Source organism: Archangium gephyra (assembly GCF_049060025.1).
Taxonomy (GTDB): domain Bacteria; phylum Myxococcota; class Myxococcia; order Myxococcales; family Myxococcaceae; genus Archangium; species Archangium gephyra_A.
This window is the reverse complement of record NZ_JBMEQQ010000002.1, coordinates 252436-269691: the sequence shown is the minus strand read 5'-3', so window position 1 is coordinate 269691 and position 17256 is coordinate 252436. Positions and strand designations below refer to the sequence as shown.

The following is a 17256-nucleotide window of genomic DNA, read 5'->3' as shown; positions in this document are numbered from 1 at the left end:
CACCTACGTAGGCTCGGAACCGCCCTGCCCGGAACGGAGCACGCGCTCCGGCTCGAAGGCGGCCGCGATGTCGCTGCGCCCGTGCTCGAGGAGCTCGGCCACCGCGCGGCCCGTGAGCGCGCTCGTGAGGATGCCCTGCCCCGCGTGCCCGCTGGCGATCAGCACCGCCTTCGTCCCCGGGTAGCGGCCAATCAGCGGCTTGCCCCCCGGTGTCACCGAGCGCAGTCCCGCCCACGCCCTCCCGAAGCGCGCCTCGCGCAGCCTCGGCGCCAGCTTCGCCACCGTGGCTCCCAGGTGCATCAGCCCCGTCGGCGTCACGTGGCACGCGAAACCCGCGTCCTCCTCCGTGGCTCCCACGACCATCTCCCCCATGCGCCACGGCGCCAGGTACGTGGGCCCCGACACCACCCGCGTCAGCCTCACGTCCGGGTGGAAGATCGTCAGCATCTGTCCTCGCAGCGGCTTCACCGGCAGCGGCGGCAGTCCCGCGATTCCTCCCGACCACGCCCCCGCGCACACCACCAGTCTCCCCGCACGGTGCGTCTCCAGCTCCGTCCGCACCTCCACCCCACCCTCCACCTCGGCCACCGCTCGCGCACCCTCGCCCAGGCGCACCCGCACGCCCCTCCGGTGCAGGTCGTGCAACAGCGCGTTGAGGTAGGCCTCCGTGTCCACCATGAAGCCCTGCTCGGTCACGAAGGCCCCGAGGATCGGCGTGCCCTCCAGCGCGGGCTCCAGCTCCACCACGCGCGCCGCGTCCATCCACGTGCCCAGCCACTCGGGATGGTTCGCCGCCTTCTGCCCGAGCGCGTCCCGGCCCTTCGCGTCCATCGCCACCCGGAGCACGCCCTGGCCCCGGCGCAGGCTCGGGCCGTCATCCAGGGAGGCCAGCTCCTCGGCCAGTGCTCCGTGTGCCGCCCGCGTGAAGGCGAGCATGTCCGGGTCATCCAGCAGCCGCACCGAGGGAATCGCCACCCCCGCCGCCGCTCGCGAGCCCTGTCCTCCGGGCTCCGCCGGATCCAACACCGTCACGCGTGAGCCCATCGCCGCCAGCCGGCGTGCCACGGACAGGCCCATCACTCCGGCCCCGAGAATGATGACGTCCTGGGAAGCGCTCATCGGTCAGCCCCGCTCCTCGCTCCAACGCACCGCCTGCATCCGCATCTCACAGGTGTAGCGGCCCCGCTCGTCCTTCAGCCACAGCTCCTCCGGTGCCGGGTACATCTCCTCCACCGAGAGCTGCTCCGCCCCTCGCGACAGGTACAGCAGCAGCTCCAGCGCGAACGGGGACGCCGTGTCGATCAGGTACGGCTTGCGCTCCACCGTACTGCGCATGAACACGAAACGCGGCCAGCCGCTCGTCCGGCGCTCGCGCTCCACCGCGAGCAGCAGATCCATCCCGCTCACCTGCGAGAACAGCGTGGTCGGCAGCTCCCACCGCTCCCGCTGGTACACCGCGCCGCCCACGTGGAGCCTCGGCAGGTGCCGGCCCTGGGTGCGCAGCTTCGCGTGCAGCACCTGCGAGTGCGCCAGCGCCGCGAAGGGCGCGTACGTGTTGAAGTCGTCCAGCGGCATGTACAGCGAGAGCCGCTGCCCCTCCCCGTCCACCAGCACCGGCCCCTCGCGCGTGGGCAGCACCTTCACGTCATGTGGCTTCAGCGCGCCCTGCTCCACGTCCAGCACGTCCGAGACCGAGTACATCAGTTTCCGCCCCGGGTAGACGTAGAAGCCCTTGTTGCGCCGCCGGATGGCCAGTCCCACCAGCCCTCGCGCCGCGGGCTCGCGCTCCAGCCACTGGCCCGCCACCGACTGGTAGCGCGCCCGGTCCGGGTAGAAGGCGCTCAGCCAGCTCCACAGCATCAGGTGGTGGTGCACGCGGGCGCACATCACCTCGAAACCGTTCCCCGTCGCCGCGAGGCACACGTCCGGCAGTGCGTAGCGGCCTCCCGGCTGTGAGGTGCCCAGGAAGTCCTCCGGCAGCGTCCGGGCGCGCGACGGATCCTCGTCGAGCAGGATGGGCGGAACCGGCGCGAAGCGGCTCCCCGCCACCTGATCCGGGCGCAGCCGCACGGCGTACTCCAGGAAGTCCAGCGGGCGCTCCTCGGGGCCCAGCGCATCGCGCACCTGCTCGCGGTAGCTGCGCTGCACCCGATCCCCGTACGCCGCCGAGAGCCCCAGCGCCCCGGACAGCTTCGCCGCCATCTCCTCGCTGAAGCGCCGCCCCAGCTTCAGCCGGAACGGTGAGGACGCCTCCTCGTAGAGGATGAGCCGGTCCGAGTACACCTGCCCCTCGCCTCGCCGCGCGGGCTTGCCCGTGTACTCGGTGAAGCGCGTCTCCAGTGTCCCCAGCAGCTCCCGGCGGCGGGCCAGCCCCGCGCCCTCGAACTCGCCGCGCAGGCGCTCCAGCTCGTCCAGCCTCGACAGCCAGCGCTCCCGGGCCTCGGACGCGGGCAGCGCCGCCACCGCCTCGCGCAGGCTCGTGAAGGTGCCGAAGTCATTCGCCACGAAGGGCAGCCCCAACAGCACCAGCGCCGACTTCATCAGCGGCAGCACCAGCCGCTCCACCGTCTCCACCGGCTGGCCCAGTGCGCTCGCTGCCGCGCCCAGCGTCGGCGCTCCCGGCAATACTCCGAGCAGCCGCTCCGCCTCCGGCGACAGCGCCACTTCCAACTTCAACGGCTCGCAGCTCGCCCGACCCGCCTCCACCTTGAAGAGCGGATTGAGCCGCAGCGGCAGGTGCCGGCGGACCTCGCGCTCCCGGGCCACGGCCCGCGCCAGCTCGGTGACGGCCCAGAAGGTGAGGAAGGTGCGCCGCCGCGTGCTCCCGCTCGGCACCACCTTCACGTCCTCGCCGTCCTCGCCGTCGCACTCTCCGTAGGAGATGGGGCCGAAGAAGCTCGTCGTCTCGTTCTTCGCGCAGAAGCGCTGGAGGTACGTGTAGACCTGCCGCTCCACCCGCCGCGCATCCGAGTTGTCCGGCCGCTGCTCCCCTTCCAGGTAGCGCGACCAGACGTTCTCGTACATCGCCGGATTGGAGAAGAAGACGGCCTCCTGGATGGCGGGCTCCGCCGCTCGCTCACGCAGCCGCTTCCGCAACGCCTGCCGCTCCTCCGCGTACCGGGCCGACAGCGCCGCGCGGTGCGAGCGGTAGCGTTCCAACGCCTCGGCACACCCGGGCCCGTACTTCGGCTTGAGCGGCGGCTCCTTGCCCTTCTCCAAGGCCTCGCGCGCCGTCCGGGCCGCGTCCTCGCCCGCGGCGGAGCGCACCGCCTCCACCAGCGCCCGCTCGTCCTCGAGCAGCGCCACCACCTCGGCCCGCAGCCCCTCCGAGAAACCCAGGCCCTCCAGCCAGTCGAACGGGAAACCCGCGTGCCGGAGTACGAAGACCTCGCCCAGCGTCCAGCGCTCGCTCATCCGTGCACCCTCTCGAGGACCGCGCGGCCCACCAGCGCCGCTTCCACCTTGCCGCGCTGTGCCTCCGGCAGCGCCGCGAACAATTCTCCCACCGTCACCGGCTGCTCGGCCCCCGCCACCATCGGCGCGAGCCGCGCATCCATGGCCAGCACCCCTCCCGTGCGCAGGTTCGCCGCGTACCAGGAAGGTTTCGCCACGCCATCCAGCGTCGCCGGCAGTTGCACCAGCGCGCAGTCTCCATCCAACCGGATCCGCTCGCCGCCAGGCACCACGGGGGCAGGCGGGTGGATCGAGGCCCAGGCCACCCGGCCCGGGCTGAGCGGCGCGCGTTGCAGCAGCTTGCCCGCCAACGAGGTGAGCAATTCCGCCAGCCGGGCGTGGGGCACCGTCCCCGGCGCCTCGAAGGGCACCGTGCGCGCCAGGTCCCGGTCCTCGGGCGGCGCGAGGAAGCGCACCGGGACACCCGCGAAGTCCTCACCCGGGCGCCCGCGCGTCCAGTGGAACGGCCTCACTCCCGAAACCCAATCGAACACGGGCCGCTGGCCGAGCAGCATGAAGGTCCGCTCGTGCGCGGCCTCATCCACGCCGGGAGCGCCCACCCACCACTCCGCCACCACGCACGCTCCGGCGGCTCGCAGGCGCTCCACCGCGGCGGCCAGGGCCTCCAGCGGCACGCGCCTCCCGTCACTGCCCAGGACTCCGCCCTCGTCCACCGCGCAGAAGCCCACCACCGCCGTGCGGCAGCCGCTCGCCACCAGGGCCTCGGCCTCCACCAGGGCGCCCAGCGGCACATGGCCCGCCCAGGGCCCGCCCTCCGCCGGTGGACGCGCACCCTCGGGAACCCAGGTGAGCGGCTCCGGCTCCGCCGCGTCCAGGGCCGCCACCCGCCAACGCAGCGGCGCCACGTCCTCGGGGAAGGAGGCCCGCTGGAAGGCGGGGAGCGCCGCCAGGACCGCACGGTGGGTGGCCACGAAGGGACCCGCGAGCTCCAGCGGCACCGAGGCCGGACACGCCGCCGCCAGCGCCACCGCCGCCGGAAGTTGCACGTCCTTCTCCAGCCACAGCCGCACCCGCTCGGCACCCGGGAAGCTCCCGGCCGCGCGCGCCAGATCCTCGTCATACAGCGCGGGCCGCTGGACGATCCGGAGCACGTCGGCCGAGCGCTCGGTGGTGCCACCGTCCAGCTCGATGTCATCCAGCCGCACGTGCACGCCCGACGGAGCTTCCCGAGAGGGCCGTGAGCACCGCGCCGAGGGCACGCAGGGGCCGGTGCGCGTCCGCCCTCCCCCGCGTCCACAGCACGAGCCCGGCGCGCAGGAGCAGCAACTCCCGCATCGTCTGGGGCGTGGCGGGCTCGCGCTCCCGCGTCTCCACCGCCCGCGCCAGGGTCTCCGGCGTCATCACGCGCTGGCAGAAGGCCCGCGCCACGTCGAGCACCCGCCAGCCCTCGGGCGCCTCCGGCACGCACGTCACGTCACGGTGGGGCGGCAGGACGAGCAGTTTCATGAAGCCGAGCCCCACAGGAAGCAGCAGCGCAGCTCCGCCGTGTGCCTGCCGCCCGAGGCGCCCAGCCACAACTGCCCGGGCGCGGGAAGCATCTCCGACAACATCACCTCGCCCTTCTGCTCGAGCAGGTTGACGAAGACGCGCAGCAGCGCCGGGCTCCGCACGTCGACGAGCACCGGCTTGCGCTCGCCCGGGAACTTCGCGAACACGTGGTCCGGCAGTCCCATCCGCGCCCAGATGCCCACCGCCGTCCGGAGCCGCGCCTTGTCGTCCTTGCAGGCGAGCAACGCCTCTCCGTCCGCCGCCTCCAGCCGCCACTGCTCGCGCTGCAGCACCGCGCCGCCCAGCATCACCCGGGGCGTGTGCGCGCCCAGGGACACCCGCAGGGGGCGGATGCGCGGCAGGGCGAAGGCCGTCTGCACCAGGCTCTCGATCTCCCCGTTGTAGAGGCACACCTCCGTGCCCAGCCGCGTGGACACCAGCCGGGCCGTGCGCCCATCGCTCTCCACCTGGAGGTCATCGAAGGGCAGCCGCCACGCCGAGGCCCGGGCACTCACGCCTCCCAGCTCCACGACGGGACCGGGGAACTCCGAGGGCAACAGGCCCGTGCGCCGCGAGGCCAGCACGGTGACGAAGGGCATCGGCCGCCGCAGCGTGCCGAGCGCCCGCACCAGCTCGCTCTCCACCCGCCTGCGCTCCTCGTGGAACTGCAGCGCCCAGCCCCACACCAGGGCCGTGTCGTGCACGTCCCCCACCACCAGCTCGTAGTCGCCGCGGCTCCAGGCCTCCACGTCCGGAGCGCCCACGAGCAGATCAATCGAGGTGACGATCGGCAGCTCCGTCTCCGTACGGGGCGTGGGGAGCACCGCCGGATCCAGCTCCACACGACGCGCCGCCGGCTCGGTGATGGCCGCCGCGAGCGCCGAGGCCACGGTGGTGTCGTACGGCACCGGCCGATCCCCGTACGCCGCCACCACCTTCCAGAAGGGCACCGTCCGCGCGCCCACCAGGGCCGCCACAGCAGACCGGGCCGCCTCGCGCGTGCGCAACGCCGCCTCGCCCATCAACCCGAGCGCAGGCTCCAGCCTCCGCGTCAGCTCCTCCGCGCGCTCTCCGCCCACCGTGAGGCGCAGGTCTCCACCGCACTCCTCCCGCATCGGGAGACGGTCCTGGTAGAAGTTGTGGCTGTCGGACGTGGAGGCCGCCGCCACGGGCGCCACACCCCAGCGCTCGCGGGCGCGCTTCGCCAGCTCCTCGTTGAGCGCCATCTTGGCCCCCGCGTCCGCCGCGCCGTAGCGCGCCATCACCCGCAGCAGGCCCTCCAGCTCGCGTACGTGCTCGCGGGCCGCCCGGCCGGGAATGCCAGCGAGCCGCTCGGCCAGATCCTCCAGCGGGTGGTGCGAGGCCGCGGGCACCTCGAGCTGGTGGGTGAACAGGTTGCGCTGCAGGCCGAAGCGGACGGCGTCGAGCAGCAGCGGCCACTCCACCCCGAGCGCCTCGCGAAGCGCCGACAGGGGCAGCGAGCCATCCACCGCCTCCACCAGCCGCGGGAGCACATCCTCCACGCTCGCGGGGTTGGGCGCCGCCCCCTTGCGCGGAGGCATCGAGGCGAAGGCCTTGCGGCGCAGGACGAGCCAGGGCGCCACCTCCGGATCGGCCGCGATGGCGCGCACCAGGCCCAGCACCAGCCACGAGGCGGCGAAGGTGTTGCGCCCCACCAGCACCTCGGGGCCGGACCAGCGCAACGAGACGCCCGTGGGCGCGCCGGGCTCCACCCGCCCGTAGTTGATGGGGCCGAAGAAGCTCATCGTCTCGTTCTTCGCGCACACCCGCTGCAGGTAGCTGGCCACCTGCCGCTTCAGCCGCGCTCCGTCCCGGCCGGCGATCAAGTCCCTCGCCACCGGAGGGCTGGAGCTCGCCACCGCCTCCAGGAAACGCGGCTCCGAGCGCAGCGCCGCGAGCGCCTCCTCCACCCGGGCCGACTCCCGGGTGAAGGCCGCTTCGAAGGCGGACTCGGCCTCCTGCGCGGCGCGGGCGTGGACGTTGTAGGTGGCGAAGAATTCGGGGGACTCCAGCCCCTCCACTTCCACCGGACGCCCCGCCTTCAGGGCCGCCAGCACCGAGGACGGAGGCCGCCGCAGGCGCGGACCGCTCGCCTTCAGCGCCTCCAGCTCACGCCGCTCGGCCCACAGCTTCCGGGCGCTCTCCGCGGCGTCGGGACAACGCAGCCCCTCCAGCCGCTCGAAGGGAAAGCCGGTGGTGCGGACGACGAGGTGGGGAAAGAGACTCCAGCCCTTCATACGTGACGCACCCTGGCCCGAGGGCCTCCGTGGAGGGAGACCCCTCTAGTTCTTCGGTAGCGGAACGACCTCCAGCTCCTGCCCCGGCACCGCCATCACCCAGCGCGACCACACCGGCTGGTTGGGACAGGTGACGGTGACCTGCAGCTCCATGCCGGCCGCGATGGGCGCCGACACCGGCGTCGCACCGGGGAGCATGTCCGGGCCCAGCTTGACGAAGCAGCCCGGCATCCCGCCCACGCGCAGCGTGCCCTTGCTGCCCGGCTCCGGCCTGGCCTCGGGCAGGGCGCGCACGTCGATGACGTCCTTGCTCACCGGAATGCCGAAGCGGCGCAGGCGGCCATTCATCGACGTGGAGACGACGAACTGGCTGGCGCCCTCCAGGTTGAGGCCCCGGGCATCCTCCACCCGGAGGCCCGCGACGTAGAGCTGCTCGCCCGGCTCGCGGTTGACGATCTCGACGCCTCCGGCCGAGAGAAGCGGGGGCACCACCACCGCGGCGCCACCCACGACCAGCAGTCCGGCGACGCCGAGGACGGCCCACTTGAGCGCCGACGGCCGGGGCGCGGGCCGGGCCGCGGACATGGCGGCCTGCGGAGCCGGGGCGGCGGGAGCCCTGGGAGGAGCACCCACCGGGGCCGCCGTGGGCGCCACCTGCGTCGCCGTCCGGGGGGACACCGGCACCGAGGGCTGCAGCGCGGGCCGGGAGCCGGTGACCGCGGACACGGAAGGCATGGACGTACGGGGCGGCACCGCGGGCGCGGGCCCGGAGGGACGTGGCGGCACCGCGGGCACGCCGGACATGGACGCGCGCGGCGGCACCGCGGGCGGCGGAACCATGGCCGCCGGTCGGGACGGCACGGTCGGATGCGGGGGCGGCACCACGGGCACGCCGGACATGGACGCACGCGCCGGGACGGGCGGCTGCAACACCGTGGGAGGCTCGGGCGACAGCGCCTTGGGCGCGATGAGGCCCTGCTGCGCGGGCCGGTAGACCTCGGTGCGCTCGTCCGCGCCCTGCGTCGCGAGAGGAACCTCGAGAGGCGTCTCGAGAGGAGGCGCCGGCGGAGTCGCCGGAGGAGGCGCCGGTGAACGCGTGGCGGACGGCGCCGCGCCACCAAACTGCCCGGTGCCGGACCCGACCGCGGGCCGGGAGCCGGTGCCCGGAGGCGCCGCCAGCTCCCCCGTTCCGCCGGAGGGAACGCGCGTCGCGCTGCCCGTGCCCTGGATGCTCGGGTGCGAGCCGGTGGAGCCGCCCGGGGCGGTGGTGGGCCCGAACTCCGCGAGCCGGTCCCCGAGGGTGGCCTTGAAGAACTGGGCCACCGCCGCCGGCGACGAGTTGAGCCGGTGGTGGGCCATCACCGCTTCGATTTCCTCGCGCATGGCCGAGGCGGAGGGCGTGCGCCGCGCCGGATCCTTCACCAGGGCGCGCAGGATGAGGTCCGACACGTCCTGGGGGATGGTCGGCTTGAGCTGGGACGGCACGGGCGCCGGCTCACGGACGATCGCGTTGAGCGTGGCCGCGTCGTGGTCCCGCTTGAAGGGCAGCGTGCCCGTGAGCAGCTCGAAGAGCACCACGCCCAGGGCGAACACGTCGTTGCGCGCGTCCAGGGCGCGGCCTGCGGCCGCCTCGGGGGAGATATAGGAGATCTTCCCCTTGAGCACGCCGGCCTGGGTGTTCTCCTCGCCCTGCACCTTGGCGATGCCGAAGTCGCTCAGCTTGATGGCGCCGTCGAGCGAGATGAGGACGTTGTGCGGGCTGACGTCGCGGTGCACCACCGGGTGGGGCACGCCGGCCGGGTCCACGTAGGCGTGCGCGTAGTGCAGGCCCGCGGCCGTCTCGGCGACGATGCGCAGCGCGTGCTCCAGCGGCAGGGCCAGGCCCTTGCGCCGCAGCTCGTTCATCAACTTCTTGAGGTCCGGGCCGCGCACGTACTCCATGAGGATGTACGCCACGCCGTCGTTCATGCCCACGTCGAACGTCTGCACGACGTTGGGGTGCGTGAGGCGCGCGTTGGCCCGCGCCTCGGCGAAGAGCATGTCGACGAATTCAGCATTCTCCGCGAACTGCGGGAGAATCTTCTTCATCACCACGAACTTCTCGAACCCCTTCACGCCCACCTGCTTGGCGAGGAACACCTCGGCCATGCCGCCCTGGCCCAGCCGGCGGATGATCTGCAGCTTGGTGGCGCCGAAGGAGTTGCTGATGTCCGAGCTGCCGCCCTTGTTGGCGTTCGGATCCACGTTGGTGGAGCCGAAGAGGTACTGGCTGAGGGCGCGGGGCTCGAGCGCCTCGATGTCCTCCAGCGGCTTCTCCACCAGCGAGGAGCGGCTGAGCAGCGGCACGAGCTGGGGGATGGAGGGCAGACGCGCGGAGCCGCCGCAGATGGGGCACTCGCGCTCGGGGCTGGCGTTGGCGCGCAGCTTGGCGAGGTACTCGGAGGCCAGGGCGCGCTGCTGGTGCTCATGGCCGCAGTTGCGGCACTCGCACGGCAGCCACAGCGTGCCAATCTGGGCGGTGAGCGGTTTGGTGAAGCGGTTGAGCGCGTTGAGCACCGGCGGGGGCACGCGGCACAGCACCACCTTGGCGCCCTGCGCCGCCGTGGCCAGCACCTGCTCCAGCTTCGCGACGGCCTCGGGCTCCACCTTGTAGACGTGGGAGAAGTCGAAGGCGACGCGCCCTTCCAGGCCCGAGGCCAGCCGGCGCACGTTCAGGTCCGCCTTCAGCTCGCTGGCCAGGGAGACGTAGGTGATGTCGTCCTGGACGATCTTCAGGTGCGCGGTGAGCGCGGTGGGCGCGCTGGGCGTGGTGGCGCGCAGGTAGCGCATCACCACCGGGTCCACCGTGCCGAACTGCTGGCGCTGGGCGTAGTCGAAGAACTCGCTCGGCAGATCCGCGAACTCCAGCTTGCCGGCGCACACCGGGCAGGAGTGCTCGGGGGCGCGGCCCTCGGCGATGATGGGCGCCTCCGACTGCAGGTCCACCAGGCGCAGCCGGTCCTCTCCGCACGCGCGGCACGTGTAGGGCGCCAGCACCGACAGCACCCGCGCCACGCCGGAGAAGCCCTCCACCATGTTGAGCTGATCCACCATCACCGGTGGCGCGTTGACCACGTAGAGGGCGATGCCCCCCGCGGGCAGCTTGCTCGCGAACTCGATCCACCGCCGGACGCCGAAGGAGCTGATGCGCTCCACCTGGCCGAGGTCGACGATGAGCAGCCCCCCGAGATCCGAGGACGTGGACGTCAGCGGGAACGTCTCGTCGATGACGCCGCCGATGCGCACGTGGTTGATGGTACCCACGCGAACGCGGCTGATAGTGGCATTGGAACCCTGCGTCTCCACCGTCCCGCTCCTCATTCCGACTGGAAGTACAGCAACGACTTGGGAAGCGCGGCCCGGCGGCGTGCCTCCCCCAACCCGACCACGCCCAGCATCCGCGTCTCCTTGCCCGGAACGACGCGCACGGCGATCAAATCACACGCCTCCACGATGCGCCGCATGCCCAGGCCCGCCCCACCGCCCGAGGCATTCACCTGCATGCGCGCGCCCAGCGAGGCCACCGCCCGTGCGATGGGCCCGGGCGTCAGCCGCCCGAAGAGATCCACCGCCTCCAGGAAGATGCCGCCCTCCCCCACCGCCAGGGACACCTGGCACACGTGCTCCCGCGCCACCGCCTGCACCGAATCGCGCCGGTGGGCATAGAACGGCGTGCCATTCGCATCCGCGGGCGCGTCCAACAGGGCGTTGGCGGCCAGCTCGTGCATCACCTCGGCCGCGATGCTCGCCGCGCTCCGGCTGCCCTTGGAGGACTCCGCCAGCGCGGCGGCCTCGGACGAGGCGCCCTTGAGATCCACCACCCGCTCCAGCCACAGCTTCGCGGCCGGTGCCCCGGGGGGCAGCAACGACTCACCGCGCAGCAGCGCGCCCAGCACCCGCGTCTCCCACGCGGACGGAAGGCCCCCCGGCTCGCGCGAGGCCAGCAGCAGGGCCGGAGGCGTGCGCTCCAGCAGCGCCGCGTGCGCCGGCCCCAGACGTCCGTCGAAGAGGACCAGCTCGCGGGCCGGGGCGCGCGCGCTGCCCCCTCTGGCCACCACCGGCAGGCCGCTGCGCACGAGCGCGGGGGCGGCCTGCTCCAACGTGGCGGGAGCCAGGGAGACATCTGCGATGAGGTGGAGGCCGGTGGCGGCCCCCGGGTGGTGGGCGAATCTCACGATGACGGCTCAGTACTGGAATTTGACCTCGCTGAAGACGCTCAGCGGGGGCGCGGGGAATCCGTGGGACTCCTCATACTTCGCGTTGAAGAGGTTGGAGCCGAGCACGGACACCGTGAGGCCCTTGGTGACGTTGGCACCCACGCGCGCGGTGGCGGTGAAGTAGCCGGGCAGCTTCACCTGCTCGAGCTTCCCCGTGTCCGCGCTCACCTGGAAGCCCGGGTCGAAGCGCTCCCCCACGTACAGCGCATACAGCTCGGCGAAGGCGAACTTGCCGAAGTTCGTCCGGCCACGCGCGTACACGCGGTGCTGGGGCGCGTAGTCGAGCGGCCGCTCCGGCCGGCCCTCGAAGGCCAGCGCCCGCGCGTCCAGGAACTGGTAGGACACGTCGAAGGAGGAGTTGATGGCCGCCACCTGCGCCGCGGCCTCCGCCTCGAAGCCCGCCACGCGCGCATCGCCCACGTTCTTGAACTGCGAGGTGGAGCCGAACAGGAGCTCCTGGTTGATGAAGTTCTTGGCCAGGTTGTAGAAGCCCGTGCCCGTCAGGCGCACCGTGCGGTTGAAGGGCCAGAAGTCGACGGAGGCCTCGACGGTGTCCAGCGTCTCGGCGCGCAGGGTGCCGTTGCCGAGCAGCGTGGCCGCGTACATCTGCTGGTTGATGGCGAGCTCGGCCAGGGTGGGCGCGCGGAAGGCGCGGCCGTAGTTGGCGCGGAAGGTCAGCTCCGGACGGGCGTGGAACACCACGCTGGCGCGCGGGGAGATCTGATCCGTGCGCGCCTGCCAGACCTTCTCCGGAATCATGTACTTGTCGTAGCGGGCGCCCGCGCCGAGCACGAGCTGGCTGAAGGGCCGGTACTCCGCGTCGACGAAGCCGCCGAGGATGTCCTGGGTGGTGTCCTCCAGCGACAGGCCGGGCAGGACGTTGGCGTTGTTGACCAGGTCGTTCTTGTAGTCACCGCCGAAGGTGACGGTCAGATCGCCGAGGGTGAGCAGGCCGCGCGCCTCGCCGCCCAGCCGGCGGCGCTTGCCCAGCGGCGCCTGCGGGCGATCCTCGTCGAAGGCGTTCTCCATCTCCACCTGGCGGCGCTTGAAGAAGGTGTACGCCTGGGCGAACACGCGCAGGTTGTCCGTCACCTGCTGATCCACCTGCGCGCTCGCGTTGAAGTTCTGCACGCGCTCGACGTCGTCGGGCGTGTAGTGGCAACGGCCGCAGTTGCCCACGGTGGAGATCTGGTGGCCACCCGGGCGGCCGATCTCTCCGCTGGTGAAGTTGGCGTCCAGCGTCAGGCTCTTCACGTTCACCTTGCCGCTCACCTGGTGCACCAGCGAATCCTCGTTGGTGTCCACGCGGCCGACCTTCGGATCATTGAAGAGCTGCGGGCCGTCCGAGCCGAAGCCGTAGTAGCTGACGAGCGCCTCCACCGGGCCGCCGCGTCCGGCCGCGGTGGCCTGCGCGCGCCAGGTCCGGTCCTGGCCGATCAACAGCCGCCCGTCCGCGCCGTAGTCCCGCCCGTCCTGCATCAGATCCTTGGGCTGGCGGGTGATCATGTTGATGACGCCGCTGAAGGCGTTGGAGCCGTACAGCGTGGAGCCCGGGCCGCGGATGACCTCGATCTGCTTGAGGTTGGTCAGCGGCGTGGTCTCGTCCGCGTAGAACTGGCCCGTCCAGGGGTCCGTCAGCGGGCGGCCGTCCTGCAGCAGCAGCAGGCGGTTGGAGAGGTAGTTGGAGCCCAGGCCGCGCGCGCTCACCGCCGCCTTGCGCATGGCGCCCCGGCGGCACTCCATGCCGGGGAAGTACTGGATGGCCTCGCACAGGGAGAACTGGCCGGTGCCCTCCAGCTCCTCGGCGGGAATCCAGGAGATGGTCATCGGCACGTCGGAGATGCGCTGGTTGCGCTTGGAGGCCGTGGAGACCACCGCCTCGCTCAGCAGCTGCTGAACGGAGTCCTCGAGCGAGGAGGCCTCGGGCGTGGCGAGCGGATCCGGAATGTCCACCCCGGCCAGGGCCGAGGGCGGAGGCAGCGGCCGGGAGGCGGCGGGGCCCGTGAAGGGCGCGCGCTGCGGCACGTTGGAGGAGGAAGGAGACGGCAGCGGCAGCGGCTTGCGCGCCTTGGGGGCATCCGGCGCCGTGCTGCGGGTGGGCGCCGGCGACGAAGACTTCGTCTGCGCCGCCCCAGCGCTGGCGGTGAGGCCACACATCAGCCCGACAAGAGCCGGGAGCCAAGCGTTTCGAGTCGAGTGCATCGTTCTCTACGTCCCGCGAATTGAGAGAGAAGGCGCTCCCCTGGCCGTCTTCGCGACGGCTGTCCTCGAACGCCCAGGTTGTTGAAGTGTAGCTACTTTAACGGTTCCACGAGGGGAAAGTCGCCCCCCCCACCCCGTCAGTCGTCCGGCTGTTCCGCCGACACATCCAGCGCGTCGGCGAAGGAGGGCAGCACCGGCTGGAGGACGGCGGGCTCCAGCAAGGCCCGGGTGTCCACGCGCAGTGCGGGGACTTCCACCAGGACGGGCTGGCGGCGGGGCGGGCCGCTCTGCAGCAGCTTGCGCAAGTCCTCCAGCTCCCTGCCCTGGATGGCGGCGAAGGCGCCGAAGGGGGCCACCGGCTCGAGCTTCTTGAGGTTCTCCTTCAGGTCGTCCTCGTCGCCGCGCATGCCCACCAGGACGGCGCCGGGCACCTTGCTGCTGCGGAAGAGGACGCGGACCCCCTCGGGCACGTGGGCCAGCGGCACCAGCGCGGCCTCGGCGCCCTTGGCCTCCAGCATCTTGAGGGCGGACTCCACGTTGGGCACCGGGGTGAGCTTGAAGTGCTTCTTGGCGTCCAGGTCCCCGGCGAACACCACGTTGGTGACGAACTTGGGGTCCGCCGCGCCCGCGCCCTTGACGATGGCGAGCCGCTTGCCCGCCAGGTCCTTCACCGAGCCGCGCGAGGTGGAGACGATGGCCCAGCGCTGGGCCGTCTCACCCGACAGCGGCGCGAGCGCCACCGGGGTGGCCTTGGAGCCGAGCTGCACCGCAGCCCAGGAGTCCAGGACGGCGAAGTCGACGATGCCCTCGGAGACGGCCTTCGAGAAGTCCTCGTAGCGGGCGAAGCTCTTGGCCGCGGTGGGCCGGCCCGTGGCCGCGGACAGCTTCGCGGCGAGCGCCTCGGCGAACTGGAAGCGCTGCTGGCCGTCGTTCAGGGTGGTGGGCAGGAAGACGCCCAGGGTGGCCTTCTTGGGGGCCGCGCCGGCGGCGGGCACCCAGGCGCACAGCAGCGCGAGGCCCAGGAGGAGCGAGCGGGGGGAAATCATGGCGTGGTATCCGAAGCGGTGGCGCTGGAGGGCTCGGGGTTGGAGGTCGGGGCGGAGGCCGGCTCGGCCAGGCCGTAGATCATCTGAAGCCGGTCCTTCCACTCGCGGACGGCGGCGGCGCGCGGGGTGGCGCCCGAGGCGAGGTAGCGGCGGTAGGAGTCGACGGCCTGGCCCATCTCGCGGCGGCGCTCCTGGGCGTCGATGCCGAGGTTGAGCGAGGCCTGGGGCACGGTGCCCTCGAGCTTGCGCCAGATGGCCACGGCGTCATTGGCCTTCTTGCCGCGGTAGGCGACGCAGGCGAGGTTGTGCTGCAGGGCGGCGCTGTCCGGCGAGAGGGCCAGGGCGGCCTTGAAGGCCTTCTCCGCGACGCGCATGTTGCCGGAGTTGTAGGCGCGCTCGGCCTCGCGGCGGTGGAGGGCGAGCGTGAAGGCGGCGGTGAACGGGGCCTGCTCGGGAATGGGGCGCTTGGAGGCGAGCGTCAGCATCCGGCGCGCCCGCGGCAGGCTGTCGTTGCGGTAGAGCAGGAAGGCGTCCACGAGCTGGCGGGTGTTGGGCCGGGCCCACCCGGGCGTGGGGGTGAGCGCGCGCTTGAAGAGGGCGCCCGCGTCCCCGAAGCGGCCCTCCTCCGTCTGGGCGAGCCCCTTGGCGAAGGTGGACAGGCGGCCCAGCTCGGACTGGTTGCCGCCGAGGCCGGCGCGCTCCGCGGACTCCACGTCCTGGCGGGCCCCGGTGCCATCCCCGGACTCCAGCCGGGCGAAGGCGCGGCGCAGGTAGGCGCGCGAGAGGTTGGCGCGCGTCACCTCGATGGCGCGCTTGGAGGTGCCCGGATCGGTCAGCCGCTTGAGGGCGGCGTCCACCTGGCCGAGCTCCATCTCCGCGAGGGCCGAGCCGGCGGACACGTCCGACAGGGCGGCCAGGTCCGGCGCCATCTGCCCGGCCTTCTCGAAGGCCGCGAGCGCCTCCTTGGGAGCGCCCGTGCCCAGCCGCGCGTAGCCGAGCAGCAGGTGCTCGCGCCAGGCGGCCTCGGGAAGCTGCACGCCCTGCTCCATCACCTTGCGGGCCTCGGCGTGGGAGCCCTGCTGCAGCAGGGCGGCGCCCAGCCGGCGGGCCATGGCGGTGGTGCGCTCGAAGTCGTAGGCGCGGCGCAGATCGCGCACGGCGTCATCCACGCGGCCGTTGCCGGCCCGGTCCCGGGCGCGGTGGGCCAGCGCGCGGGCCAGCCACTTCTTCGCGTCGGCGTGATCCGGCTCCAGCTTGAGGGCCTGGGTGTAGTCCTCGATGGTCAGGTCCCACTGGCCGGTGGCGAAGTGGTCCGCGCCCAGCAGCACGTGGCCGAGCGCCAGCTTGGGGGCCATCTCCACCACGCGGCGGTGGACTTCCACGGCGCGCGCGTAGCGGCCGGCGCGGCGGTTGACGCTGCCCAGGGTGGACCAGAGCTCCAGGCTGTCGGCGCCCGACTGCACGGCGCCTTCCAGGAAGGAGATGGCCTCCTCGTTGCGGCCCTGCTTCTGCAGCGCCATGCCCACGGCGATCTGCGCGGCCACGCCGCCCGGGGCCAGCTCCAGCACCTTGCGGTACTCCGTCTCCGCCTCGGCGGGCCGGGCCTGGGCCATGCGCACGTCACCCAGCAGCATGTGCGCGGGCGCCGTGCCGCCCAGCTTCACCAGGGCGAGCGCCTGCACCTCGGCGCTCGGCACGTCATTGGACTCCAGCAGCAGCCGGCCCAGGCGCTCCTTGGCCTCGGGCACCCGCGGGAAGCGCAGGGTGAGGCCCTGGAGCAGGGCCATGGCCTCCGCCATCCGGCCCTCCAGCTCCATCGCCGCGCCCAACCCCATCTGGATGGAGACGGACTCGGGGCGGCCCACCTGGGCGCGCTCGAAGGACAGGCGCGCCGCGGCGGGGTCGTTGCGCAGCAGGTGGCCGCGGCCGAGCAGCTCGTGGATTTGATAGTCATTGGCGGCGAGCCTGTCCGGGCGCTGGGCCAGGTAGGCCTGCAGCTCGGCGACGGTGGCGTCACCCTCCATGAGCACGAGGGCGTAGTAGTTGCCCAGGTAGTAGTGGACGAGCAGGTGCTCGGGCTGGTTGGCCACGGACACCTGCTGGAGCACCGGCAGGGCCTCCTCGTAGCGCTTGAGCTTGAAGAGGGCGATGCCCAGCGGGTGGGCCAGCTCCAGCGACTCGGGGTGGGCGGCGTACACGGGGGCCACGCGGGTGGCCACGCGCTCGTAGTCCTGGAGGGCGAGGCCCACGGTGCCCAGGCCGGCGGCGGCGGGCACGGAGGTGGACTCGGCGGCGAGCGCCTTCTCGAAGAGCTCCAGGGCCTTGCGGTTGCGGGCCTCGGCGCGCTTCTTGTCACCGGAGGTGGCGGCGGTGCTCGCGTCCACCATGGCCGTCTCTCCCTCCCGGACGAGCCGCTGCGACTCCGTCATGGGGGGTGGGCGGTACTGGGCGAACGCGGCCGTGCCGGTGAGCGACTGGGCGAGGACGAGGGCCGTGACGAGGCGGCGGACGGAGGGGCGGGAGGAGCGCATG

General features: G+C 72.7%; 10 protein-coding genes. All 10 read right to left on the bottom strand.

The genetic code is table 11. The features are described 5' to 3' along the window. Window positions 1–3: 3 nt before the first annotated feature. The 10 genes from ACN28I_RS01300 to ACN28I_RS01255 all read right to left on the bottom strand — a co-directional run bounded on the left by ACN28I_RS01300 (window position 4) and on the right by ACN28I_RS01255 (window position 17255). Window positions 4–1119 carry an NAD(P)/FAD-dependent oxidoreductase gene (locus tag ACN28I_RS01300; protein ID WP_420940360.1) on the bottom strand — a complete coding sequence of 372 codons (1116 nt, stop codon included), beginning with the start codon at window positions 1117–1119 and terminating at the stop codon, window positions 4–6. 3 nt (window positions 1120–1122) lie between these two features. Next, entirely contained in the window at window positions 1123–3414 is a 2292-nt protein-coding gene (locus ACN28I_RS01295) for a lantibiotic dehydratase (protein WP_420940359.1), read from the bottom strand. After that, window positions 3411–4625, bottom strand: coding sequence for a hypothetical protein (locus ACN28I_RS01290; protein WP_420940358.1), 1215 nt, complete (start codon window positions 4623–4625; stop codon window positions 3411–3413). The genes ACN28I_RS01295 and ACN28I_RS01290 overlap by 4 nt, the downstream gene beginning before the upstream one ends. Next, window positions 4606–4920, bottom strand: coding sequence for a hypothetical protein (locus ACN28I_RS01285; protein ID WP_420940357.1), 315 nt, complete (start codon window positions 4918–4920; stop codon window positions 4606–4608). Before ACN28I_RS01285 ends, ACN28I_RS01290 begins: the two co-directional genes overlap by 20 nt. Further along, window positions 4917–7220, bottom strand: coding sequence for a lantibiotic dehydratase (locus ACN28I_RS01280; RefSeq protein ID WP_420940356.1), 2304 nt, complete (start codon window positions 7218–7220; stop codon window positions 4917–4919). Before ACN28I_RS01280 ends, ACN28I_RS01285 begins: the two co-directional genes overlap by 4 nt. 45 nt (window positions 7221–7265) lie before the next feature. Further along, window positions 7266–10565: a protein kinase domain-containing protein gene (locus tag ACN28I_RS01275; protein WP_420940355.1), complete on the bottom strand. Its 3300-nt coding sequence runs from the start codon at window positions 10563–10565 to the stop codon at window positions 7266–7268. A gap of 11 nt (window positions 10566–10576) precedes the next feature. Continuing rightward, a complete protein-coding gene (locus ACN28I_RS01270) occupies window positions 10577–11434 on the bottom strand; it encodes a hypothetical protein (RefSeq protein ID WP_420940354.1) in 858 nt (285 codons plus the stop codon). 9 nt (window positions 11435–11443) lie between these two features. After that, window positions 11444–13633, bottom strand: a complete 2190-nt coding sequence (locus ACN28I_RS01265) for a TonB-dependent receptor plug domain-containing protein (protein ID WP_420940353.1) — start codon at window positions 13631–13633, stop codon at window positions 11444–11446. A gap of 182 nt (window positions 13634–13815) precedes the next feature. Further along, window positions 13816–14724, bottom strand: a complete 909-nt coding sequence (locus tag ACN28I_RS01260; protein ID WP_420940352.1) for a PhnD/SsuA/transferrin family substrate-binding protein — start codon at window positions 14722–14724, stop codon at window positions 13816–13818. After that, window positions 14721–17255, bottom strand: coding sequence for a tetratricopeptide repeat protein (locus ACN28I_RS01255; protein WP_420940351.1), 2535 nt, complete (start codon window positions 17253–17255; stop codon window positions 14721–14723). The genes ACN28I_RS01260 and ACN28I_RS01255 overlap by 4 nt, the downstream gene beginning before the upstream one ends. Between the last annotated feature and the right edge of the window lies 1 nt (window position 17256).

Coding starts and splice junctions, on each gene's coding strand:
- ACN28I_RS01300 (WP_420940360.1), bottom strand. CDS start 1,119: ATGAGCGCTTCCCAGGACGTCATCATTCTCGGGGCCGGAGTGATGGGC.
- ACN28I_RS01295 (WP_420940359.1), bottom strand. CDS start 3,414: ATGAGCGAGCGCTGGACGCTGGGCGAGGTCTTCGTACTCCGGCACGCG.
- ACN28I_RS01285 (WP_420940357.1), bottom strand. CDS start 4,920: ATGAAACTGCTCGTCCTGCCGCCCCACCGTGACGTGACGTGCGTGCCG.
- ACN28I_RS01280 (WP_420940356.1), bottom strand. CDS start 7,220: ATGAAGGGCTGGAGTCTCTTTCCCCACCTCGTCGTCCGCACCACCGGC.
- ACN28I_RS01265 (WP_420940353.1), bottom strand. CDS start 13,633: ATGTGTGGCCTCACCGCCAGCGCTGGGGCGGCGCAGACGAAGTCTTCG.
- ACN28I_RS01260 (WP_420940352.1), bottom strand. CDS start 14,724: ATGATTTCCCCCCGCTCGCTCCTCCTGGGCCTCGCGCTGCTGTGCGCC.
- ACN28I_RS01255 (WP_420940351.1), bottom strand. CDS start 17,255: ATGCGCTCCTCCCGCCCCTCCGTCCGCCGCCTCGTCACGGCCCTCGTC.